Here is a 21,953-nt window from a genome sequence, read left to right as displayed (position 1 = left end):
AAAATACCGCGGCTCAGCGCCAGACGTCGGCGGCGATGTCGGCGACCTCGCGCACCTTGGCCCACTGCTGGTCCTCGGTGAGCAGATTGCCTTCCTCGGTCGAGGCGAAGCCGCACTGGGGGCTGAGGGCGAGCTGCTCGAGCGGGGCGAACGCGGATGCCTCGTCGATGCGCTTCTTCACGGCATCCACGTCTTCCAGCTCCCCGCTCTTGGACGTGATGAGCCCCAGCACCACCGTCTTGTCACCCTCGGGCAGGAAGCGCAGCGGCTCGAACCCGCCGGCCCGCTCGCTGTCGTACTCGAGGAAGTAGCCGTCGTACGCGGTGTTGCCCAGCAGCTGCTCGGCGACCGGCTCGTAGCCGCCCGACGAGATCCACGTCGAGCGGAAGTTGCCGCGGCACACGTGGGTCGTGACGACGAGGTCGTCGGGCTTGCCGTCGAGGATGCGGTTGAGGATGGTCGCGTACCGCTCGGCGATCCCGTCGGTGCGGATGCCGCGCTCGCGGGCCTTGGCGAGCTCGACGTCCGAGCAGAGGTACGCCCACGCCGTGTCGTCGAACTGCAGGTACCGGGCGCCGGCGTCGTAGAACGCGGCCACGGCGTCGCGGTACGCCTTCACGAGATCGTCGACGATGGCGTCGCGGCCGTCGTACTCGGAGGCGGTGATGTGGTCGGGCTCGAGACGGAAGTCGAGCACGGTCGGCGCGGGGATGCTGAACTTCGGCACGGCGCCGGTGGTGCGCTCGAGCAGGCTCTTCAGCGAGCGGAAGTGGTCGAGGAACGGGTGACTGTCGCTGAAGCCGATCGGTCCGGTGATCTCGATGCCGCGCGGCCGCGTCTGCACACCCTGGAACTGGATGCCGTGATCGAGCTCGACGATGTCGACGCCGTCGAGCAGTCCGAAGAAGTCGAAGTGCCACCACGACCGGCGGAACTCGCCGTCGGTCGCGAGCTTCAGGCCCGCATCGGCCTCGCGGACGACCAGCTCGGCGATCGCGGTGTCTTCGGCGATGCGCAGCGCATCGGCATCGATCGCGCCTTCCGCGAAGCGGCGGCGCGCCTCGGCGAGGGCTGCGGGACGGAGGAAGCTGCCGACGATGTCGGCGCGGAACGGCGGTGTTGACACCCTTGCGAGGCTAGCCGATGCCTCCAGGCATAGGGAAACGTACCGTCACAATCCGCGATGAAACCACCGTCAGAACACGTACTCCATGAGGTCCATGCCGAGGATGCGGAACGCTTCGTGAGCCCGCATGCGGTGGTAGATCGACAGGTCGTCGAAGCACACGATCAGCGCGTACGAGACGCCGGCCCGCGGACCCGCCAGCACTCCGGCCTCGACACGGATGCCGGCATCCCGGCCGGTCTTGTTGACGAAGAGCAGACCGTGCTCGTCGTTCTCGTGCGAGAACGGGTCGAGGCCGGTCGCCGAGGCGACGAGCGAGAGGTCGTGGTTGAGGCTCAGCCACTCCGCGACCTGGGCGCTCACGCCCGGCGAGACGACCTGCGAGTTCACCAGCGCGGCGAACACCTCGGCGAGCTCACGCGAGGAGCCGAGAGCGAAATGCGGCGCGTCGTCGGGACCGCGCTCGTCGCGGAACCGGTCGAGCAGCGCCGAACGCGCGAGCCCGAGCTGCTCGATGCGCGCCCGGACGGCCGGGAGCCCCACGCGGGACAGGAGCGCGTTCGCGGCGAGCGCGTCGCCGGTCGATGCCGTGAGCACGGCGAGGTCCGACAGCGGCAGTGCGGGCGCCTTCAGGTGCTGCCACACGCCCGCGACGGTCACCGGATCGATGTGCGAGCGGTCGATGATCTCCAGCGGGTCGAGCCGCCCCGATTCGAACCCGGCGGCCACCTCGATGAGCAGCGGCACGACGCCGAGCCCCGCGACCGGGAGCGTGACGAAGTCGTCGCCGGCGAGGACGGACGTCCCCCGATCGAGGTCGGTGATGCGCACCGAGATCTTCGCGCCGGATGCGGCCAGCTCGTCGAGCGCCTTCAGCGTCGACGTGAACGAACGGCGGCCGACCGCCGCCCTCCTCGGCAGTCGTCTGCTGGTGCTTCGTCGCGCCCCCCGTTGCGACTCGGCATCCCTTCTGGGCTCGGTGCCCACGGGTGTCCTTCCGGTTCTGTGATTCCCAGTGTTGTTCGGATTCGGGGTGGTACTCGTCAGTCGCGTGCGGGCCGGGCCCGCACGATCACCAGATCGTGACGCGCTTGTCTTCGTCGAGCCAGAGGGCGTCGGGCTCTGTCACACCGAACGCATCATAAAACGCGTCGATGTTGCGGACGATCTGGTTGCAGCGGAATTCGTTGGGCGCGTGCGGATCGATCGTCAGCAGGCGGATGGTCTCGGCATCCCGCCCCTTCTGCTGCCAGATCTGCCCCCAGCTGAGGAACAGGCGCTGGATGCCGGTGAACCCGTCGATCTCGGGGTCGCCGGCCCGCTCGGCGTGGAGCTGGTAGGCCTTGATCGCGATCCCGAGCCCGCCGAGGTCGCCGATGTTCTCACCGATCGTGAGGGCGCCGTTGACGTGGTGCTCCTCGGCCAGGCCCCGCGGCACGAGCTCTTCGAACTGGTCGATGAGGATCTTCGTGCGCTCCTCGAACGCCGCACGGTCGGCGTCGGTCCACCAGTCGCGCAGCGAGCCGTCGCCGTCGAAGCGGCTGCCCTGGTCGTCGAAGCCGTGGCCGATCTCGTGGCCGATGACCGCGCCGATGCCGCCGTAGTTCGCGGCGGCGTCGCGGTCGACCTCGAAGAACGGGTACTGCAGGATCGCCGCGGGGAACACGATCTCGTTCATGAGCGGGTTGTAGTACGCGTTGACGGTCTGCGGCGTCATGTACCACTCGTCGCGGTCGATCGGCTGCCCGACCTTGTCGAGCTGGCGATCGTGCTCCCACACGTGCGCGCGGCGCACGTTGCCGATCAGATCGGCCGCATCGATCTCGAGGCTCGAGTAGTCCTTCCACTTCACCGGGTACCCGATCTTGGGCGTGAAGGCGTCGAGCTTGGCGAGCGCGCGCTCGCGTGTCTCGGGGCTCATCCATTCGAGGTCGGAGATCGAGTGCCGGTACGCCTCGATGAGGTTCCCGACCAGTTCGTCCATCGCCTCCTTGGCCGCCGGCGGGAAGTGGCGCTCGACGTACACGCGCCCGATCGCCTCGCCCATCGCCGCCTCCGCGAGGCTCACGCCGCGCTTCCAGCGCTCGCGGTTGACGGGGACACCGGTGAGCTGCGTGCCGTAGAAGCCGAAGTTCTCGGCGACGAACTCCTCCGAGAGGAACGGCGCACCGGAGTGCACGACGGCGAACCGCAGCCACGCCTTCCAGTCCTCGAGGCGGTCCTCGACGAGCAGCAGCCCGAGCCCCTCGAGGAAGCTCGGCTGATAGACGTTGATCTCTGCGAACGCCTCGCTGTGGTCGGGCGCGATGCCCTCGAGCCACGGCGTCAGATCGACGCCCGCGAGAGCCTGGACCTCGTCCCACGTCTTGAGGTTGTAGGTCTTCACCGCGTCGCGACTGGCGACGTTGTCCCAGTGGTGCGTGGCCAGCTCCGTCTCGAGCGCGACGATGCGGTCGGCGGCGGCCTCGGCATCCGTCACTCCCGCCAGCTCCAGGATGCGGTGCACGTGCGTCCGGAACGCGATGCGCGTCTCCTGGAAGTTGTCGAGGCGATAGTAGCTCTCGTCGGGCAGCGACAGGCCGCCCTGGATGAAGAACGGCACGTACCGCTGCGGGTTGCCCGGGTCGGGCTCGATGTACAGGTGGATGAGGGCCGCGACGCCGTCGCGCTCGAACTCGCCGACGGTGCGGAGGAACGCCGGGATGCTGTCGATCGCGTCCACGCGCGCCAGCACATCGGCCAGCGGCGAGGCGCCGAGCTGCTCGATGCGCTCGGTGTCCATGAAGCTCGTGTAGAGGTCGCCGATCTTGCGCGCCTCGCTGCCGGGCTCGGCGCCCTGCGACTCCTCGACGATCGCGTGGACGTCCTTCTCGGCCTGCTCGGCGATGAGGTGGAACGAGCCCCAGCGGGCCTTGTCCTCCGGGATGTCGGTCCGTTCGAGCCACGCGCCGTTGACGTGACGGAACAGGTCGTCCTGCGGGCGGATCTCGGCGCTGAGCTCGTCGAGCGCGAGACCGGAGCGGAGGGCATCGGTCATGCGTTCCAGGTTAGCCGCCCGCCGGGAGGGCTTCGGCCGCCGGTGTCTCCCTGCCCTCGTAGGCTCGGAGGGTGACGACGGCCCGCGACACTCTCAACCGCGACATCCTGCGGCTGGCCGTGCCCGCTCTCGGTTCCCTCGTCGCCGAGCCGCTGTTCCTCATCGTCGACTCCGCGCTGGTCGGGCACCTCGGCGTCGTGCCGCTCGCAGGCCTCGGCATCGCTTCGGCGGTTCTGCAGACGATCGTCGGGCTCATGGTGTTCCTGGCGTACTCGACCACACCGGCCGTCGCGCGCCGCTTCGGCGCGGGCGACCCGTCGCGCGCCGTGTCGGTCGGGATCGACGGCATGTGGCTGGCGCTCGGCATCGGCGCGGTGCTCGCGCTCGGCGGCTACCTCGCGACCCCGCTGCTGGTCGGGCTGTTCGGCGCGGCGCCCGGGGTCGCGGAGCAGGCCGAGACCTACCTCGGCATCTCGATGTGGGGTCTTCCCGCAATGCTCGTGGTCTTCGCGGCGACGGGTCTGCTGCGCGGCATGCAGGACACCGTGACGCCGCTGTGGATCGCGGGCCTGGGCTTCGCCGCGAACGCTCTCCTCAACTGGGCGTTCATCTACGGCTTCGGGTGGGGCATCGCAGGATCGGCATGGGGCACCGTCGTCGCGCAGTGGGGCATGGTCGCCGCGTACGTCGTCGTGGTGGGAAGGCTCGCACGGCGGCACGAGGCATCCGTCCGCCCGCAGCGGGAGGGCGTGCGGGGGTCGGCGCGAGCAGGCGGCTGGCTGTTCGTCCGCACGGTGTCGCTGCGCATCGCGCTGCTCGCGACCGTCGCCGTCGCGACAGGCCTCGGCACGGACGAGCTCGCCGGCTGGCAGGTCGCGTTCACGATCTTCTCGACCGCGGCGTTCGCCCTGGACGCCCTGGCGATCGCCGCGCAGGCGCTCGTCGGCAAAGGGCTCGGCGCCGAAGACGCCCCGCTGGTCAGGCGCGTGCTCGGACGCACCGTCGCGTGGGGCGCGTGGTTCGGAGTCATCGTGGGCGTCGCGATCGGCGCGCTGTCAGGGGTCATCGGCCTCGTCTTCACGGGGGATGCCGAGATCGCGGCGCTCGTGCAGCCCGCGCTCATCGTGCTCGCCGTCGCCCAGCCGGTGTGCGGCGTCGTGTTCGTGCTCGACGGCGTGCTCATCGGCGCGGGCGACGCGAAGTACCTGGCCATCGTCGGCGTGCTGAACCTGGTGCCGTTCCTGCCGGCGCTCGTGCTGGTGGCCGTGCTGCACCCGGCCGGCGCGGCCGGGCTCGCGTGGCTCGCGGTGGCGTTCTTCGGCGTCTACATGCTGGCGCGCCTGGGCACCCTCGGCTGGCGTGTGCGCGGGTCGGCCTGGACGACAGCGGGCGCCTGACAGGCGTCACGCCCAGCGGCGGCACCACTCGTACATCACGACCGCGGCCGCGGCACTGGCGTTGATCGACCGCGTGGAGCCGTACTGCGTGATCTCGACGGCGACGGATGCCGCGGCCAGCGCCTCGGGCGAGAGCCCGGGTCCTTCCTGGCCGAACAGCAGCACGCACGCTTCGGGGAGGTCGGAGTCCTGCAGCGGCACGGAGCCGGCGACGTTGTCGACGGCGATGACGGGCAGGGAAGCGGCATCCGCCCACCGTGTGAAGTCGGCGATCGACTCGTGATGGCGCACGTGCTGGTAGCGGTCTGTGACCATCGCACCCCGCCGGTTCCAGCGACGCCGACCGATGATGTGCACCTCGGCGGCCAGGAACGCGTTGGCGCTGCGCACGATCGAGCCGATGTTCATGTCGTGCTGCCAGTTCTCGATCGCGACGTGGAACCGGTGGCGGCGGTTGTCGAGGTCGGCGACGATGGCGTCCATCGTCCAGTACCGGTACTCGTCGACGACGTTGCGGGCGTCGCCGTGTGCGAGCAGCTCGAGGTCGTAGCGCGGGTCGTCGGGCCACGCGTCGGGCCCACCCGGCCAGGGTCCCACCCCGACCGGCAGCGTGGGCTCGGCCTGCTCGGGCTCGGCCGATCCGGACTCGGCCCGCTCCGGCCGCGGCGCGAAGGTCTCAGGGCCGTCGGGGTCGGGCGTGCTCACCGGCCCAGGGTATCGCCGCTGCGTGCAGAGAATTCAGGAAGGACGCGACCGTGCGGCGCGCGAACGGCCCGTGCGTCGGCGCGTCTCCTGAGTTCTCGACACATAGCCTCTTTTCGGCGTCCCGAAAGGAGGCTAATATTTCGGCATGCCGAAAACTGTCGCCGACGCCAGTGCCCGCACCTCGTCGGACAACGCCCGCCGCCCCTCGACGATCCCCCGGGTCGCGTGGCTGATCGGGCCCGCCCTCGTGGCCGGTGTCGCGTACCTCGACCCGGGCAACGTCGCGAGCAACATGACGGCCGGCGCGCGTTACGGGTACCTGCTGGTGTGGGTGGTCGTGATCGGGAACGTCATGGCCTGGCTCATCCAATATCTGTCGGCCAAGCTCGGGATCGTCACCGGTCGCAGCCTTCCCGAGACCCTCGGCGCACGGATCCGGTCGAAGTGGGGCCGCCGGGCGTACTGGCTGCAGGCCGAGCTCGTCGCGATGGCGACCGACATCGCCGAGGTGATCGGCGGCGCGGTCGCGCTCAACCTGCTGTTCAACATCCCGCTGCTGTGGGGCGGCGTCATCACGGGCACGGTGTCGATCGCGCTGCTGCTGATCCAGTCGCGCCGCGGACCGCGGCCGTTCGAGTTCGTCGTGATCGGCCTGCTCGCGATCATCGCGCTGGGCTTCTCGTTCGGGGTCTTCGTCGCACCGCCCGACGCGGCGGGAGTCGCTGCGGGTCTGGTGCCGCGCTTCGAGGGTACCGATTCGGTGCTGCTCGCCGCGTCGATCCTCGGCGCAACGATCATGCCGCACGCCATCTATGCGCACAGCGCATTGGCAAGGGACCGGTTCGCCCCGCCCGCCGCCGGCCCCGAGACCCCGCTCAGCGACCGCACCGCACCGGACGCCACGCTCGCCGAGCTGCGCGGCATGCCGACCCGCCGCCTGCTGCGCGCGACGAAGTGGGACGTCACGATCGCGATGCTGATCGCGGGCACGGTGAACCTGTGCATCCTGCTGCTGGCCGCGGCGAACCTCGCGGGCGTTCCCGGCACCGACTCGCTCGAAGGCGCGTACGCCGCGCTGTACGCGGGGCTCGGACCCCTCGTCGCGACGCTGTTCGCCGTCGGCCTGCTGGCGAGCGGACTCGCGAGCACTTCGGTCGGCGCATACGCCGGGGCCGAGATCATGCACGGCCTGCTCCACATCCGCGTGCCGCTGCTGGCGCGCCGGCTCGTCACGCTGATCCCGGCGCTCGCGATCCTGGCGATCGGGTTCGACCCCACCGTCGCACTCGTGCTGAGCCAGGTCGTGCTGTCGTTCGGCATCCCCTTCGCCCTCATCCCGCTGGTCGCCCTCACCGCGAACCGCGACGTGCTCGGCGGCTTCCGCAACCGCGTGTGGACGACGATCGCGGGGGTCGCGGCATCCGTCTTCCTCATCGCTCTCAACGCGATCCTGCTGTGGCTCGTCCTGAGCGGGTCGTGAGCCCGCGGGTAGCCTGATGCGGTGGCCTCTCCCGCGATCGACGACTACCTGAAGACGATCTACCACCACACCGAGTGGCAGACCGACCGCATCACGCCGTCGCAGCTCGCGGGCGAGCTGGGCCTCGCGCCGTCGAGCGTGACCGAGATGGTGCAGAAGCTCGCGGCGCAGGGTCTCGTGACGCACCGGCCCTATGGGCCGATCGCCTTGACCGAAGCCGGCGAGCAGCGCGCCGCGGGCATCATCCGCCGCCACAGGCTCATCGAGACATGGCTCGTGCGCGAGTTCGGGTACGCGTGGGACGAGGTGCACGACGAGGCCGAGGTGCTCGAGCACGCCATCAGCGACCGCCTGCTCGAGGGCATCGACGACCGTCTCGGCCGCCCGCGCTACGACCCCCATGGCGATGCGATCCCGGATGCCTCGGGCCACGTCCACCGCGAGCCCTTCGTGCTGCTCGGCGCGGCGATCCCGGGTCACGTCGGGCGGGTGCTGCGCGTGAGCGACCGCGACCCCGACCTGCTCCGCGCCGTCGAGGCGGCGGGCGTGGCCGTCGGGGCGGAGGCGACGGTGACGGATGCCGCGACCCTGGTCATCGCGGGCTCCCGAGTGGACCTTCCCCCCGCCGCGGCCGACGCGGTGTGGCTCAGCGCCTGACCGGGCGCACTGCGATCGGGTCCCCCACCTCGCGTCACGCGTTCAGGTGGCGCAACACGCGGCATCCCCCGCACCATCCCGCGTGTCGTGACACCCGAAGCCCCGCACCCGAGCCCGCGCGACGCCGGGCGCCGGGCGCCGGGCGCCGACCCTCAGGTGGCGCAACACGCGGCATCGCCCACACGATCCCGCGTGTCGTGACACCCGAACCCCGCACCAGACCCGCGCGCGACGCCGGGCGCCGACCCTCAGGTGGCGCAACACGCCGCATCGCCCACACGATCCCGCGTGTCGTGACACCCGAACCCTCGCCCTCGGCCCCGCGTGTCGTGACACCCGAACCCGGCCCCAGGCCCACGCGCGACGCCGGGCGCCGACCCTCAGGTGGCACAACACGCCGCATCGCCCACACGATCCCGCGTGTCGTGACACCCGAAGCCCCGCCCTCGGCCCCGCGCGTGCCGACCGCCGGGCGCCGACCCTCAGGTGGCGCAACACGCGGCATCCCCCGCACGATCCCGCGTGTCGTGACACCCGAAGCGCGTACCCGGGCCCCGCACCTGGGGGACAGGCTCAGGGGCGGGCGGATGCCGCGGCCGCCGCGAAGGGCCAGTGCACGCCGGTCGCGGCCTCGGCGAACCGCCACAGGCGGGCACCGACCTCGGGATCGCGCGTGACCTTCGACGCCGTCTGACGCCGGGGAGCGCCCCGGGTGCCCGTCTTCGGACCCCAGAACTCGCCGCCCTCGATGTCGGGGTCGGCGAGGGCACGGACGAGGGGCCACGCGCCGTGCTCCTTCGACTGCGCGAACGCTGCCTGCAGGTTGTCCCGGAAGCGCTTGGCGCGCGACGGCTCGTTGACGCCGACGATGCCGGGGGTGCGGCCTCCCGTCGAGTACCCCGGGTGTGCCACCACGCTCTCGACCGGGACGCCCTCGGCGCGCAGACGACGGTCGGCCTCGAACCCGAGAGCCGCAGTCGCGACCTTCGACTGCACGTAGGCGCGCCACGCCGAGTAGCGCTCGGCGAGCTGGGGGTCGACGGGGTCGTACGGCGTGAGCGCAGTCGACATGCTCCCCACCCACACCATGCGGCCGGCGCCCGCGGCGAGCGCGGTCAGCAGCTCGCCTGCCAGGGCGTAATGGCCGAGGGCGTTCGTCGCGAAGACGACCTCGTGGCCGTCGATCGTGGTCTCGCGCGATCGCGGCGCGTGGACGATCCCCGCGTTCAGCAGCACGCCGTCCAACCCGCCCCTGCCACGGACGCTCGCCGCCGCCGAGCGGACCGACCCGAGGTTGGACGTGTCGAGGATGAGCGGCTCGGTGGCATCGGCCGCGGCATCCGGAACCCGGCGACGGATCGCCGCCCGCGCCGCGGACAGCCGGTTCGGGTGGCGGCCCGACATGAGCACCTTCGCGCCGGCGCGCACGAGCTGCTCCGACGCGAAGTAGCCGAGACCGGCGTTCGAGCCCGTCACGAGGTATACGCGTCCGGAGAGATCGGGAAGGCTCCGGGGGTCCCACGTCACGCTTCGACCCTACGCCTGCCCGACGCGCTCCGTCAGCGCGACCCCCTAGCCTGGACGCATGCGCACGCGCTCCGACATCGAATGCTGGCTCACCGACATGGATGGCGTGCTGGTGCACGAGAACACGCCCATCGCCGGGGCATCCGCTCTCCTGCAGCAGTGGCGCGATCAGGGGGTGCCGTTCCTGGTGCTCACGAACAATTCGATCTTCACGCCGCGCGACCTGTCGGCGCGGCTTCGGGCCTCGGGGCTCATCGTGCCGGAGGAGTCGATCTGGACGTCGGCGCTCGCGACCGCCGACTTCCTGAAGTCTCAGATGCCCGGCGGCACGGCGTTCGTGATCGGCGAGGCGGGCCTCACGACCGCCCTCCACGAGGCCGGGTTCATCATGACCGAGACAGACCCCGACTACGTCGTCGTCGGCGAGACCCGCAACTACTCGTTCGAGGCGATCACCAAGGCGATCCGCTTCATCGGAGCGGGTGCCCGGTTCATCGCCACCAACCCCGACGCGACCGGGCCGTCGACCGAAGGGCTGCTGCCGGCGACCGGCGCGATCTCCGCCCTCATCACGAAGGCGACCGGCATGGAGCCGTATGTCGTCGGCAAGCCGAACCCGATGATGTTCCGTTCGGCCCTCAACCGCATCGGCGCGCACTCCGAGAACACCGGCATGATCGGCGACCGCATGGACACCGACGTCGTCGCGGGCATCGAGGCAGGCCTGCACACCGTGCTCGTGCTCACGGGCATCAGCGATGCCGCCGAGATCCAGCGGTACCCGTTCCGGCCCGACGAGGTGCTGGATTCGGTCGCCGACCTCCTCGACGCCCACCCCGTCGAATCCGAGGACCCCGAGCTGCTCTGACACCTCGGGCGCCTCAGCCCGGGGCCTTGCCGAGGTCAGACCGCGTCGAGGCGCGCGCGCAGCTCCGCGTCGAGCACGAGGTCGACTCCGCCCAGCGCCTCGTCGAGCTGCGCGACCGTCGAGATCCCCACGACGGGGATCACCGGCACCTCGCCTCCGAGGAGCCACGCCAGCGCGACCTGGTTGGGCGTGGCGCCGATCCCGGCCGCGACGTCGTGCAGCACCCGGACGCGTTCCCGGCTGGACGCGTGGCGCATGGGCGGGTAGAGCTCTTTGTCGGCACGCGTGTACGCACCCTGCTGCAGCGGCGAGTATGCGGTGATGGTGAGCGGCGGGCGACCGTCCACGCCGGTGGACGCCGCGTAGTCCAGGAGTTCCACCGACACGTCGTTCGTCCGCCCTGCTCCGGGGTTCGGGTACACGTAGCTGTAACCCTGCTGAATGACCCCGTACGGCGCGACGCCCTGGCGCGCAGCCTCCTCGCGGGCCTCGACCAACCGCCACAGCGCGACGTTCGAGATGCCGGAGATGCCGACGAGTCCCTCGCGCTGCAGCTCGCCGAACGCGGCGACGGTCTCGGCGATCGGCGTGCAGCGATCGTCGACATGCCCGTACAGAACATCGATGCGGTCGATCCCGAGATGCTCCAGACTCGCCCGCGCCTCGCGGGCGACGACTTCGGCGCCGAGGCCCTGGAAGTTGGTCGGCTCCACGTTCTGAAGGGGCAGCGCCGGGTCCTTCTTCGCGGCCCCGAGCTTCGTGGCGATGCGCGTGTCGCCGGCGCCGCCGCGGCGGCGGATCCACGTGCCGATAACGTCCTCGCTGTCGCGACCGTGACCGCCCACCCACGCGTTGTAGTTGTTGGCTGTGTCGATGAACGTGCCGCCGGCTTCGGAGAACCGGTCGAGGATCTCGAGCGAGGTCGCGACGTCGGTGCGCGTGCCGAAGAACATCGTGCCGAGGCACAGAACCGAGACGTCGAAGGCCGTGGTCCCGTTCGAGAGGGTGCGGTATTGCATGAGGCGTCCTTCCGTGTGGTGGTGCTTCCAATGGTGCAAGCGGTTCGGTCCGGCGGTACGATCCGATTCGATGGCAGAAATCCAGACCAATTCGGTGGCATGGGAGATGCTGCTCGACCTCGGCGCCACACCCGGGCCGAAGCATCTGCGCCTCGAACACGCCATACGGGATGCCGTCGCCACCGGTCGCGTGCCGTCCGGGGCCGCGCTGCCGCCGAGCCGCCTGCTCGCGGCGTCGCTCGGCGTGTCGCGGTGGGTCGTCACCGAGGTCTACGGACGCCTCGCGGCCGAGGGCATCCTCGAGGCCCGGACCGGCTCGGCCACGCGGGTCGCGGCATCCGTCGCCGTCGCCATCCCCCGGCCGGCGCCCGAGCCGCCCGCCGCACTGAAGCGGCCGCGCTTCGATCTGGCTCCCGGCGTGCCCGACCTTCGTCATGCACCACGTGCCCGCTGGCTCCGCGCGATGTCGGCGGCTCTGACCGAGTCGCCCGATGCAGAGCTCTTCCGGCTCGATGCCGATGTGCCCGCAGCCCGGGCCGCCGTCGCGTCGTATCTCGCCCGCTCGCGCTTCGCGCGCGCCGAGGCGGACGCCGTCGTCGTCACCCACGGCGCGGCCGACGGCATGCGCCGGCTCGCCCGTGCCCTGCGCGCGCTCGGCCATCGGTCGCTGCTGGTCGAGGATCCCTCGTGGCCGCGGATGCGCGAGCTCGCCGCAGCCGAGGGGCTCGCGTCGGTGCCGGTTGCGGTGGACGAGGAGGGGATCGACGTCGATGCGCTGGTCGAGGCCACCGCCCGCACGGGTGCGCGCGCGGTGCTGTCGACGCCTGCCCACCAGTTCCCGCTCGGAGCCGCACTGTCGGCATCGCGCCGCGAGCGGCTCGTCGAGTGGGCGCGTGAGCACGAGGGCGTCGTCATCGAAGACGACTACGACGCCGAGTTCCGCTATGACCGTCGGCCCGTCGGCGCCCTCCAGGCGATGGCGCCCGACCGCGTCGCGCTCGTCGGCAGCCTCAGCAAGAGCGCCACGCCGGCGCTCGGCCTGGGGTGGATGGTGCTGCCGCCGTGGCTGCACGCCCCCGTGACGGTCGACGGCGCCGCCTCGCCGTCGACGCTCGATCAGCTCGCGCTCGCCCGCTTCGTCGCCGCCGGCGACCTCGACCGGCATCTGCGCGCAGCGCGCACGCGATACCGCCGGCGGCGCGAGACGGTGCTCGACGCCCTCTCGCGGCGGCTGCCGGAGTGCCGTGTCTCCGGCATCGCCGCAGGGCTCCACGTCGTGCTCGAGCTGCAGCCCGACGTCAGCGCCGCACGCCTGGTCGGTGCCGCGGCCGAGCGCGATGTCGCGATCACCGACCTCCGGCGCTACCGGGTGTCGCCGGCCTCACGGGCGCAAGAGCGGCTCGTGCTCGGCTACGGCAATCTCGCCGATCCGCTCGTGGACGAGGCGGTCGCCCGGCTCGCCGACGCCGTGCGCGAGGTCGCAGGCCCCCGGTAGGTTCATCGCATGGGCGCGCTCGACGACGGTGAGATGGTGGAGGCGACGGATGCCGCGGCCTGGCGCGCGTGGCTCGAAGCGAACCATCGCACGTCGAAGGGGGCGTGGCTGGTCCGGGCGCGTGCCGGTTCGGGTCTCACGTTCGTGGAGTACGAGGACGCGATCCTCCACGCTCTGTGCTTCGGGTGGATCGACGGCCCGGTGCGCACCTTCGACGAGCTCCGTGGCGGGTTGTGGTTCGCACCCCGGCGTCCGTCGAGCGGCTGGGCGGCGACGAACAAGGCCAGGGTCGCGAGGCTGGAGGCCGAGGGGCTGCTCACGGAAGCCGGCATCCGAGCCATCGAGGTCGCGAAGGCGAACGGAGCGTGGAGCGTGCTCGACAACTCCGAGGCGCTGCGCGAGCCCGACGACCTCGCCACGGCGCTCGACGCGGTGCCCGCAGCCCGCGCGGCGTGGGACGCGTTCCCGCCGTCGGCCCGCAAGCTCGGCATCGCGAGCGTCGACATGGCGCGGCGCCCCGAGACGCGGGCCGCGCGGATCGCCAAGATCGTGACGGATGCTGCGGAAGGACGACGACCGTGATCTCAGGGACCGAGCAGACGCTGCTGCTCTCGGTATCGGCCGTGATCGTGCTCGGCACGCTCATCGTGCTCGTGTGGCAGCTGTGGCGCGGCCGCGACCGCCACGACGACTGACCCGACCCGCCCGGCGCTACTGCGGCTCGAGCCCGAGGTCGTCGAGGTCGATCGCCGCGAGCCACTGCACCCCCTCGGCCTCGACCGCGGCCTGCGCGCCGGTCTTGCGATCGACGATCACCGCGACGGCGATGGGCTCGGCGCCCTCGCGGCGGAGCGCCTCGACAGCCTTGAGCGCGGACTGGCCCGTGGTCGACGTGTCTTCGACGACGACGACGCGCTTGCCCGCGACATCCGCCCCCTCGATCTGCCGTCCACGGCCGTGGTCCTTGGGCTCCTTGCGGACGACGAACGCGTCGAGCGGACGGTGCGTGCGCGCGGACTCGTGCATCACGGCGTTCGCGATGGGGTCGGCGCCGAGCGTCAGGCCCCCCACGGCCACGACGCCGTCGACGTCGCGGATGAGGTCGAGCATGATGCGCCCGATGGCGGGTGCCGCCCGGTGGTCGAGGGTCAGCTTGCGCATGTCGACGTAGTACGTCGCCTGCTTGCCGCTCGAGAGCGTGAAGTCGCCGTGGAACACCGCCTCGTCCTCGATGAGCGCGATGAGGTACTGGCGGTCGGCTTCGAGCTCGGGCGTGGAGGCGACGGTCATGCCGACGAGTCTACGGACGCCGCGACGACCGTGAGCGTCTGCGCCCGCGAATAGGCTGGGGTCCATGCGCTTGGCCACCTGGAACGTCAACTCGATCCGTGCCCGGGTCGACCGCATCGTCGACTTCGCGGTGCGCGAGCACATCGACGTGCTCGCGATGCAGGAGATCAAATGCAAGACCGAGCAGTTCCCCTTCGAGCGCTTCGAGGACGCCGGCTACCACGTGGAGGCGTTCGGGTTCTCGCAGTGGAACGGCGTCGCGATCGCCAGCCGCGAGCCGATCGAGAACGTGCGCACCGCGTTCCCCGGCATGCCCGGGTTCGCGAAGGACCATGTAGGCACGGATGCCCCGCTGGAGGCCCGTGCGATGGGCGCGACGGTCGGCGGTGTCGAGGTGTGGAGCCTGTACGTGCCCAACGGCCGTTCGCTCGGCGACCCGCACTACTTCTACAAGCTCGACTGGCTGTCGGCGCTCGCTGAGTACACCTCGGGCGCGCTCGCCGCGAACCCGGACCTGCCGCTCGCGCTCGTCGGCGATTTCAACATCGCCCCGACGGATGCCGACAACGGCGACCCCTCGGTCGTCCAGGGCTTCGCGACGCACGTGTCGCCGCCCGAACGCGAGGCGTTCGCCGCGCTGGAGGCGGCCGGTCTCCAGGACGTCGTGCGTCCGCTCGTGCCGACGGGCTTCACCTACTGGGACTACAAGCAGCTGCGCTTTCCCCGCAACGAAGGCATGCGCATCGACTTCATCCTGGGCTCGCACGTGCTGGCCGACGCCGTGACGGGCGCGGCCATCCACCGAAACGAGCGCAAGGGCGAAGCTCCGAGCGACCACGTGCCGGTCGTCGTCGACCTCGATCTCGAGGGTCCGGACGACGACGATCGCCCGATGATCTTCTGACGCGGAACGGGTCGATGCGAGGAACGACCGCTGGTGCGCCGCTGCGTCGTGGTCGAGCCGCAGGCTGCAGTGAATGGGGACCTCGGCGCGGGATCCAGACGTTGCAGAAGTTTTTTCCGCCGTCGCGTCATGATCGAGCTCTCGGTACGTCATGAACAATGGAGCGCACAGTCCACCCGACGACGGATGCCCCTCACCAGGGGTTTCCCAGCGCATCCCATTAATCTGGCGCGGATCCGCCCCGCCGGTCACCCGTGAAACCCGTATGCCATCCGGCGAGGAGTCGACGTGAACACCCCCCGCAGCGACGTCGTGGACGACTCGCTGCCCGTGCGTTCCGACGAGGAGCTCGTCGACGCCGCCCGCGCGGGGGACGACGCCGCCTACGCGGAGCTGTGGGAGCGGCACGTCGCGAGCGGGCGCAATGCGGCGCGAGCCGTCAGCCCGACGGTCGACCCGGACGACCTGGTGTCCGAGGCGTTCACGTTGATCCTGAGCGCCATTCGCAAGGGCGGCGGACCGCACGAGGGCTTCCGCCCGTACCTGTTCAGCACGATTCGCAACATCGCCGCGTCGTGGGGCCGCCGGGCCAAGGAGATCCCGCTCGACGATCTCGACGAGCGGGCGGCAGACTCCTCGGCCGAGTTCGCCGAGCTGGTAGCCGATCGCTCGGTGCTGGCGCAGGCGTTCCGCGAGCTGCCCGAGCGCTGGCGCGAACTGCTGTGGTACACCGAGGTCGAGGGCATGAAGCCGCGCGAGGTGGCGCCCCTGCTGGGAATGACTCCCAACGCCGTCTCGGCGCTGGCGTATCGCGCCCGCGAAGGCTTCAAGCAGTCCTGGCTGCAGGCCCACATCAGCGATCCCGCGCGGCCCGCGGAGTGCCGCTGGGTGTGCGAGCTGCTCGTCGCGAGCGACAGGAAGCCGGTGCGTCGTGGCGATCGGCGTCGGCTCGACGCGCACCTGCGCGAGTGTCAGGCGTGCCGCATCGTGGCGGCCGACCTCGAGAACGTGTCGCAGAAGCTCCGGATGGTGCTGCTGCCACTTGTACTTGGCGGGGTTGGGGCCCTTGCCTACACCACCGATGCCACTCCGGCCGTGGCAGCGGTGGTGACCGGAACGCCCGTTCGGGGAGGGGGGACGTCCGGCTCTGGGGGAACAGGCGCATCTGGGGGCGCCTCGGACGGGGGTGCCGGCGCGGGGGGCGCCGGCACCACCGTCCTGTCCGCAGTCGGGATCGCGGCCGGCGCGGTGGCCGCGGCCGCGGCCGTCGCGGTCGTGATCACGCTCGCGCCATGGAACGCGCCGCTGGGTGAGACGGATGCCGCTCCCATCGTCTCGGACGCATCGAGTGGCCAGCACTCACCGCCGACGAGCGACGGCACGGATGCGGACGAGGCACCGACGACACCCGATGTGCCGACGGTGCCCGAGCCGGTCGCTCCGCCCGTCGTCGAGGCCGCGCCTGCTCCGGCGCCGCCGGCGCCGCCCGCGCCGGTCCCCGCGCCGGCCCCTGCGCCTGTGCCGGCACCGGCACCACCGCCGCCGCCGCCCACGCCGGCCCCGAATCCGACTCCCACTCCGACTCCGCCCGTCGAACCCGCTCGCACGGCGGCACCGGCGCTCGCACCGGTGCCGAACCTCGACGCCCCCGTGCCTGACCCGATCACCGGCACGGGCGTTCCCGGCGCGACTGTCGTGCTCAACGACGAACTGGGCACAACGCTCGCAGAGACCACGGTGCAGCCTGACGGGGTGTTCATCGCCGACATCCCGGCGGACCTCCTCCGGGAGGGCATGACGGTGCGCGCCGTGCAGACCGCCCCTGGCCTGCTCACCTCCGAACCGAGTGCCGCGACAGGGCCTTTCACGCTTCCCGCCCCGAGCGTCACGACGGCGGAGGGGACTGCCCAGACGTTCCTCGAGGACGCCGACGGCGACGGCGCGGCTGACGACCTGGCGTTGTTCCTCGACGGGCAGCAGGGGTGGCTTGCCGTCGTCTCGTTCGACGGCACATCGACAGGCAACAGGCACGAGCTGACGGGCACTCCCCTGAGACGCGTCGTGTACAACACGGCTCCCGGCGACCACGTCGTCGGCGTCCGCTATGTCGATCCCGAGACCGACAGGGTCGGCCGGCTCGCCACGTTCACCATCACCGCACTCGCCCCGGTCGAACCGGTCGCCTGACAGTCCCCCACCGTCACGCGACGCGTGCGGCCCCTGGGTCGAGGTGGAAGGTCGCCGTGAAGCGCTCGAGCAGCCCGGCGTCGCCCGACACGATGGCGAGGATCTCGCGATCGATCGCCTCGGCGGGTGTCACGTCACCCGCGATGAGCCGACGGATGCCGGAGCCCGCGGCGAACACCAGGCCGGGGTCGCCCGCCGAGGCGTCGGCGACGCGCGTCGACCGGGGCTCGACCGGGCGGCCGGCCGGCCGCACCTGCGCGATGCGCAGCCGGGCACCGTCGACCTGCACGCGGAGGACGACGTCGGCGACGTGGACCTCGTAGTCCGCCGGCGGAAGCAAGGCTGCGGCATCCTCACGGAATGCGGCGCGCAGGGTCATCGTGAGCGAGTCGGCTGTCACGATGTCGTCGGGCCCCGCGTCTCCCATCCGGGCGAACCCCCACCGGCCGAGCGCGAGCACGATCGGCTCGAGCTCGCGGCCGTAAGGCGTGAGCTCGTACACCAGCCCGCAGTTGGGGAGCGGGACGCGGCGCACGACACCGCCCTCCTGCAGCTCCTTGAGCCGTGTGGAGAGGATGTTCGTGGGGATCTTGGGCAGTCCCTGCTTGAGGTCGGTGTACCGGCGAGGACCGACGAGCAGATCGCGCACGATGAGCAGCGCCCACCGCTCGCCGATCAGCTCGACGGCCGTCGTGACCCCGCAGTGCTGTCCGTAGCTGCGGGCGGCCACTTACGCCTGCGCCTGCTCCGCCATGTACGCGTCAGGGCCCTGCTCGGCCGCCTGCGGCTCCATGTAGACGAACTCGACGATGTTGCCGTCGGGATCCTCGAGCTGGCGGCTGTACATGAAGCCGTAGTCCTGCGCCTCCTTGGGCTCCGTGCCGCCGTGGGCGAGCGCCGCCTCGACGGTCTTGTCGACCTCGTCGCGCGACTCTCGGCTCAGCGCGACCAGCGTCTGCGCAACCGACTTCGGGTCGGCGATCGGCTTGTCGGTGAACGTCCCGAGGTAATCCTTGGTGACCACCATGAAGAAGACGTTCTCGTCCCACACGATGCACGCGGCGTTCTCGTCGGTGAACAGCGGATTGATGTCGGCGCCGAGCGCCGTGTAGAAGGTCTTCGCCTTCTCGAGGTCGATCGTCGGGATGTTGACGAAGATGTGCGTCATTGCCGTGCTCCTTGCTCGAGGTGCGGTTCGGGGTCCAGCCCCGATACGCCGATGCTTGCAAATAACAACCCTGCTTGTCAATAACAAGCAATCGACTTTCTCCCCCGCACGACGGATGCCGAGACCGAGGGCCGCCGCCTACCGTTGAGGGCATGCTCGACACCCCTGTCACCCGCCCCGCGCACCGGCCGCCGCCGGCTGCGCAGGAGCTGCGCAACGACGTATGGCTCGCCGGTGCGCTCCTTGTCGGCGCCGTCATCAGCTCCGCGCTCGGGTCGGTGGCGGGATTCTTCGGCGACGACAGCGCGCCGAGCATGGGGTGGGCGCTCCTGTACGCGCTCGCCCTGACCGCACCGCTCGCGATCCGGCGCCGCTTCCCCGAGGTCGCGCTGGTCGCGATCGCGATCGTCTTCTTCGTCGGCATCTCGGCGCGCATCCCTGAGATGTACGTCAACCAGATCTCGCTGTTCATCGCGATGTATACCGTGGGCGCGTGGGTGGACGACCGCCGTCGCGCGATGTACGTGCGCATCGCCGTGATCGTCGGCATGTTCGTGTGGCTCATCATCACGACGTTCCAGGCGGCCATCGACCCGTCCGACGAGTTCCTCTCCCGCAGCGGGCTGTTCTCGCCGTTCGCCGCGTACATGCTGATCCAGTTCCTCGTCAACGCGGCGTTCTTCGGCGGGGCGTACTATCTCGGCGATCGCTCATACGCATCGGCGATGGAGCGCGCGGCGCTCGAGGAGCGCACGCGTGAGCTGGAGCGCGAGCGCGAGGTCACGGCCGCCCAGGCGGTCGCGCTCGACCGCGTCCGCATCGCCCGCGAGCTGCACGACGTCGTGGCGCACCACGTGTCGGCGATGGGCGTGCAGGCGGGCGCGGCGCGGGCCGTTCTCGACCGCGACCCGGATGCCGCGCGCTCCGCACTGCTCGGGGTCGAGGCATCCGCCCGATCGGCCCTCGACGAGCTGCGCCAGCTGCTCGAGACGCTCCGGACGCCCGAAGGCGACCACGAGGGCGGCTCCACCGTGCAGCTGTCGGGCCTGCAGGCGCTCGTCGCCCACGCCGAAGACAACGGTCTGCCGACCACCCTGACGGTCGTCGGCGAGCCGGTGCCGCTGCCCGATCTCGTGCAGGTCAACGTGTATCGCGTCGCGCAGGAGGCGCTCACCAACGCGCGCCGCCACGGCGGGCCTGATGCCTCGGCCGACGTGCGCCTGCGCTACGGCGACGACGCCATCGAGCTCGAGGTGACCAACACCGGCCGGGCGGTCGTGGCGATGCGTCCGGGCCTGGGCCTCGTCGGCATGCGCGAGCGCGCGCTGGCCTCGGGGGGAACGCTCGAGGCAGGACCCCGCCCGCGCGGCGGATTCCTGGTGCGCCTGCGCGTACCGCTGCGTGCCGCCGTCTCGCCGGAGGCCCGCGCGTGAGCGGCGATCCGATCCGCGTGCTGCTCGTCGACGACCACGCGGTGATGCGCGCGGGATTCCGCATGATCCTCGAGGCCGCGAGCGACATCGTCGTCGTCGGCGAGGCGTCGGACGGCAGGGAGGCGGTGGCCTCAGCATCCGCTCTCCGTCCCGACGTGATCTGCATGGACGTGCAGATGCCCGACATGGACGGCCTCGAGGCGACCCGGCGCATCGTCGCCGACGGCGGGGTGGACGCGGCGGTCGTCGTCGTCACGACCTTCGACCGCGACGACTACCTGTTCGAGGCCCTCGCCGCGGGCGCGAGCGGGTTCCTGCTGAAGAACGCCGGCCCGGAGGAGCTCGTGAACGCCGTGCGCGTGGCCGCCGCCGGCGACGCACTGCTGGCCCCCGAGGTCACGCGGCGCGTGATCGCCCGCTTCGCCGTGCCGGGCGATCCCGACCGCTCCCCTGTCTCCACCCCTGACCGCTCCCCCATCGCGAACGGCCGCCCGGGGCAGCACTTCGCGAGAGGCGAGCAGCAGAGCTCCCTCAAGCCGCCGGGAGGCGAAGCGGTCCGCGTCGAGCTGACCGAACGCGAGTCCGAGGTGCTGCGGCTCGTCGCGCAGGCGATGAGCAACGCCGAGATCGCACAGCGCCTCTATATCGGAGAGGCGACCGTGAAGACCCACGTGTCGAACGTCCTGCAGAAGCTCGGCGCCCGTGACCGCGTCGCCGCGGTCGTGTACGCCCACCGCCACGGCCTCGCCTGAGCCCCGTCTGCGCCGCGCCCCACTCGCTCCGCGGCCACGAAGTGCGCGACCGAACCGCGGCAACCCGCACAAACCGACTGCGGAGCACCCGGACCATTCGCTCCGCAGTCACAACGTGTGCGGACTGGGGGCGGTAGTCCGCGGAAGCCGACCGCGGAGCACCGGCAGAGGAGCGCCGGGCGCAAGAGAACCGGGGGGGGAACGACGGATGCCTCGAACCCCGGCCCGCGGGGGGGCGAGGAGCGAGGCATCCGCCGGCGGGAGGAGGAGGTCAGGCTGCGATGGCCTCGCGCGCGGGCGCGTAGCGGTCGACGAGCGCGCCGAACGCCTCGAGGTAGCCGACCAGGAACTCGGCGGTCTGGTCGTTGGTGACCTCGCCGGTCTCGGTGAACAGGCCGGGCGTGGTCTGGACGAAGCCCTCGGGCTGGCCGAGCGTCGGGGCGTTGTAGTGGCTGAGGATGGCCTTGAGGTGCTGCTGCGCAGCGGCGGTCGCGATACCGCCCTGCGAGGTGCCGATGACGGCGGTGGGCTTGCCGTTGAACGACGCGTGGCCCCACGGGCGCGCGGACCAGTCGAGGGCGTTCTTCAGGACGCCCGGGATCGAGCGGCTGTACTCGGGGGTGATGATGATGACGCCGTCGGCGTCCTCGATCGCCTTCTTGAAGTCACGCGCGACCTGCGGGAAGTCGGCGTCGAAGTCGGGCGAGTAGAACGGGAGGTCGTTGATCGGGATCTCCACGAGCGTCGTGCCCTCGGGCGCGAGTCGCTCGAGCGCCTTCGCGAGGCGGCGGTTGATCGAGGTCGACGAGATGCTGCCGACGATGTAGCCGATGGTCCGGTCGGTCATGGATAAGGCTCCTTAAGACAAAGCGGTCCCCGGCGGGGACCACCGTGGACATTCCACTTCC

At 71.1% G+C, this 21,953-nt stretch carries 20 protein-coding genes; 10 read left to right on the top strand and 10 right to left on the bottom strand.

Features of this window, described 5'->3' with window-relative positions:
• Nucleotides 1-13: 13 nt before the first annotated feature.
• The 3 genes from AC3ANN_RS00390 to AC3ANN_RS00380 form a co-directional block, all read right to left on the bottom strand.
• A complete protein-coding gene (locus tag AC3ANN_RS00390; protein WP_488339032.1) occupies nucleotides 14-1,126 on the bottom strand; it encodes a 5-methyltetrahydropteroyltriglutamate--homocysteine S-methyltransferase in 1,113 nt (370 codons plus the stop codon).
• Between the two features lie 69 nt (nucleotides 1,127-1,195).
• Nucleotides 1,196-2,113, bottom strand: a complete 918-nt coding sequence (locus AC3ANN_RS00385) for a serine hydrolase (protein WP_488339031.1) — start codon at nucleotides 2,111-2,113, stop codon at nucleotides 1,196-1,198.
• Nucleotides 2,114-2,198: 85 nt separating this feature from the next.
• Entirely contained in the window at nucleotides 2,199-4,163 is a 1,965-nt protein-coding gene (locus AC3ANN_RS00380; protein ID WP_488339030.1) for a M13 family metallopeptidase, read from the bottom strand.
• 71 nt (nucleotides 4,164-4,234) lie between these two features.
• Between AC3ANN_RS00380 and AC3ANN_RS00375 the strand changes: the two genes are divergently transcribed.
• Nucleotides 4,235-5,560, top strand: coding sequence for an MATE family efflux transporter (locus AC3ANN_RS00375; RefSeq protein ID WP_488339029.1), 1,326 nt, complete (start codon nucleotides 4,235-4,237; stop codon nucleotides 5,558-5,560).
• 6 nt (nucleotides 5,561-5,566) lie between these two features.
• Here the strand turns inward: AC3ANN_RS00375 and AC3ANN_RS00370 are convergent, their stop codons facing one another.
• Nucleotides 5,567-6,169: a TrmH family RNA methyltransferase gene (locus AC3ANN_RS00370; RefSeq protein ID WP_488340882.1), complete on the bottom strand. Its 603-nt coding sequence runs from the start codon at nucleotides 6,167-6,169 to the stop codon at nucleotides 5,567-5,569.
• Between the two features lie 241 nt (nucleotides 6,170-6,410).
• Here AC3ANN_RS00370 and AC3ANN_RS00365 point away from each other — a divergent pair, with 241 nt between their 5' ends.
• On the top strand, nucleotides 6,411-7,745 hold the full coding sequence (locus AC3ANN_RS00365) for an Nramp family divalent metal transporter (RefSeq protein ID WP_488339028.1): 1,335 nt from the start codon (nucleotides 6,411-6,413) through the stop codon (nucleotides 7,743-7,745).
• A 21-nt stretch (nucleotides 7,746-7,766) separates the two neighbouring features.
• Nucleotides 7,767-8,402, top strand: a complete 636-nt coding sequence (locus AC3ANN_RS00360) for a metal-dependent transcriptional regulator (RefSeq protein ID WP_488339027.1) — start codon at nucleotides 7,767-7,769, stop codon at nucleotides 8,400-8,402.
• A 573-nt stretch (nucleotides 8,403-8,975) separates the two neighbouring features.
• On the opposite strand, the gene AC3ANN_RS00355 is transcribed toward AC3ANN_RS00360, so the two are convergent.
• Complete coding sequence (locus tag AC3ANN_RS00355) at nucleotides 8,976-9,929, bottom strand: SDR family NAD(P)-dependent oxidoreductase (RefSeq protein ID WP_488339026.1); 954 nt, start codon at nucleotides 9,927-9,929, stop codon at nucleotides 8,976-8,978.
• Between the two features lie 58 nt (nucleotides 9,930-9,987).
• Here AC3ANN_RS00355 and AC3ANN_RS00350 point away from each other — a divergent pair, with 58 nt between their 5' ends.
• The gene (locus AC3ANN_RS00350) at nucleotides 9,988-10,797 is read left to right on the top strand and encodes an HAD-IIA family hydrolase (protein WP_488339025.1); all 810 of its coding nucleotides are present in this window, start codon (nucleotides 9,988-9,990) and stop codon (nucleotides 10,795-10,797) included.
• Nucleotides 10,798-10,832: 35 nt separating this feature from the next.
• Here the strand turns inward: AC3ANN_RS00350 and AC3ANN_RS00345 are convergent, their stop codons facing one another.
• Complete coding sequence (locus tag AC3ANN_RS00345; protein ID WP_488339024.1) at nucleotides 10,833-11,816, bottom strand: aldo/keto reductase; 984 nt, start codon at nucleotides 11,814-11,816, stop codon at nucleotides 10,833-10,835.
• A gap of 70 nt (nucleotides 11,817-11,886) precedes the next feature.
• Here AC3ANN_RS00345 and pdxR point away from each other — a divergent pair, with 70 nt between their 5' ends.
• Together pdxR and AC3ANN_RS00335 are read left to right on the top strand one after the other, a co-directional pair.
• Nucleotides 11,887-13,311: a MocR-like pyridoxine biosynthesis transcription factor PdxR gene (gene pdxR, locus AC3ANN_RS00340; protein WP_488339023.1), complete on the top strand. Its 1,425-nt coding sequence runs from the start codon at nucleotides 11,887-11,889 to the stop codon at nucleotides 13,309-13,311.
• Nucleotides 13,312-13,320: 9 nt separating this feature from the next.
• Nucleotides 13,321-13,893 carry a YdeI/OmpD-associated family protein gene (locus tag AC3ANN_RS00335; RefSeq protein ID WP_488339022.1) on the top strand — a complete coding sequence of 191 codons (573 nt, stop codon included), beginning with the start codon at nucleotides 13,321-13,323 and terminating at the stop codon, nucleotides 13,891-13,893.
• A 129-nt stretch (nucleotides 13,894-14,022) separates the two neighbouring features.
• On the opposite strand, the gene pyrE is transcribed toward AC3ANN_RS00335, so the two are convergent.
• Nucleotides 14,023-14,601, bottom strand: coding sequence for an orotate phosphoribosyltransferase (pyrE, locus tag AC3ANN_RS00330; RefSeq protein ID WP_488339021.1), 579 nt, complete (start codon nucleotides 14,599-14,601; stop codon nucleotides 14,023-14,025).
• Nucleotides 14,602-14,665: 64 nt separating this feature from the next.
• On the opposite strand from pyrE, the gene AC3ANN_RS00325 reads away from it, so the two are divergent.
• Both AC3ANN_RS00325 and AC3ANN_RS00320 read left to right on the top strand, forming a co-directional pair.
• Nucleotides 14,666-15,505: an exodeoxyribonuclease III gene (locus AC3ANN_RS00325; protein WP_488339020.1), complete on the top strand. Its 840-nt coding sequence runs from the start codon at nucleotides 14,666-14,668 to the stop codon at nucleotides 15,503-15,505.
• Between the two features lie 288 nt (nucleotides 15,506-15,793).
• Nucleotides 15,794-17,692, top strand: coding sequence for a sigma-70 family RNA polymerase sigma factor (locus tag AC3ANN_RS00320; RefSeq protein ID WP_488339019.1), 1,899 nt, complete (start codon nucleotides 15,794-15,796; stop codon nucleotides 17,690-17,692).
• 13 nt (nucleotides 17,693-17,705) lie between these two features.
• On the opposite strand, the gene AC3ANN_RS00315 is transcribed toward AC3ANN_RS00320, so the two are convergent.
• Together AC3ANN_RS00315 and AC3ANN_RS00310 are read right to left on the bottom strand one after the other, a co-directional pair.
• Nucleotides 17,706-18,422 (bottom strand): winged helix-turn-helix transcriptional regulator, encoded by a 717-nt coding sequence (locus AC3ANN_RS00315; RefSeq protein ID WP_488339018.1) that lies wholly within the window; start codon nucleotides 18,420-18,422, stop codon nucleotides 17,706-17,708.
• On the bottom strand, nucleotides 18,423-18,860 hold the full coding sequence (locus tag AC3ANN_RS00310; protein WP_488339017.1) for a VOC family protein: 438 nt from the start codon (nucleotides 18,858-18,860) through the stop codon (nucleotides 18,423-18,425). It lies immediately after the preceding gene.
• Nucleotides 18,861-19,012: 152 nt separating this feature from the next.
• On the opposite strand from AC3ANN_RS00310, the gene AC3ANN_RS00305 reads away from it, so the two are divergent.
• The gene (locus AC3ANN_RS00305) at nucleotides 19,013-20,293 is read left to right on the top strand and encodes a sensor histidine kinase (protein WP_488339016.1); all 1,281 of its coding nucleotides are present in this window, start codon (nucleotides 19,013-19,015) and stop codon (nucleotides 20,291-20,293) included.
• Nucleotides 20,294-20,337: 44 nt separating this feature from the next.
• Nucleotides 20,338-21,045, top strand: coding sequence for a response regulator (locus tag AC3ANN_RS00300; RefSeq protein ID WP_488340881.1), 708 nt, complete (start codon nucleotides 20,338-20,340; stop codon nucleotides 21,043-21,045).
• Between the two features lie 271 nt (nucleotides 21,046-21,316).
• On the opposite strand, the gene AC3ANN_RS00295 is transcribed toward AC3ANN_RS00300, so the two are convergent.
• Nucleotides 21,317-21,892, bottom strand: coding sequence for an NADPH-dependent FMN reductase (locus AC3ANN_RS00295; RefSeq protein WP_488339015.1), 576 nt, complete (start codon nucleotides 21,890-21,892; stop codon nucleotides 21,317-21,319).
• Nucleotides 21,893-21,953: the final 61 nt, after the last annotated feature.

Source organism: Microbacterium sp. STRO-2N (genome assembly GCF_057747775.1).
This window is presented reverse-complemented; position numbering and strand designations above follow the sequence as displayed.

Bases quoted from the DNA above. Each gene is read 5' to 3' on its own strand.
- AC3ANN_RS00380 (WP_488339030.1), bottom strand. From the start codon at position 4,163: ATGACCGATGCCCTCCGCTCCGGTCTCGCGCTCGACGAGCTCAGCGCC.
- AC3ANN_RS00365 (WP_488339028.1), top strand. From the start codon at position 6,411: ATGCCGAAAACTGTCGCCGACGCCAGTGCCCGCACCTCGTCGGACAAC.
- AC3ANN_RS00350 (WP_488339025.1), top strand. From the start codon at position 9,988: ATGCGCACGCGCTCCGACATCGAATGCTGGCTCACCGACATGGATGGC.
- AC3ANN_RS00345 (WP_488339024.1), bottom strand. From the start codon at position 11,816: ATGCAATACCGCACCCTCTCGAACGGGACCACGGCCTTCGACGTCTCG.
- pdxR (WP_488339023.1), top strand. From the start codon at position 11,887: ATGGCAGAAATCCAGACCAATTCGGTGGCATGGGAGATGCTGCTCGAC.
- AC3ANN_RS00335 (WP_488339022.1), top strand. From the start codon at position 13,321: ATGGGCGCGCTCGACGACGGTGAGATGGTGGAGGCGACGGATGCCGCG.
- pyrE (WP_488339021.1), bottom strand. From the start codon at position 14,601: ATGACCGTCGCCTCCACGCCCGAGCTCGAAGCCGACCGCCAGTACCTC.
- AC3ANN_RS00325 (WP_488339020.1), top strand. From the start codon at position 14,666: ATGCGCTTGGCCACCTGGAACGTCAACTCGATCCGTGCCCGGGTCGAC.
- AC3ANN_RS00310 (WP_488339017.1), bottom strand. From the start codon at position 18,860: ATGACGCACATCTTCGTCAACATCCCGACGATCGACCTCGAGAAGGCG.
- AC3ANN_RS00305 (WP_488339016.1), top strand. From the start codon at position 19,013: ATGCTCGACACCCCTGTCACCCGCCCCGCGCACCGGCCGCCGCCGGCT.
- AC3ANN_RS00300 (WP_488340881.1), top strand. From the start codon at position 20,338: ATGCGCGCGGGATTCCGCATGATCCTCGAGGCCGCGAGCGACATCGTC.
- AC3ANN_RS00295 (WP_488339015.1), bottom strand. From the start codon at position 21,892: ATGACCGACCGGACCATCGGCTACATCGTCGGCAGCATCTCGTCGACC.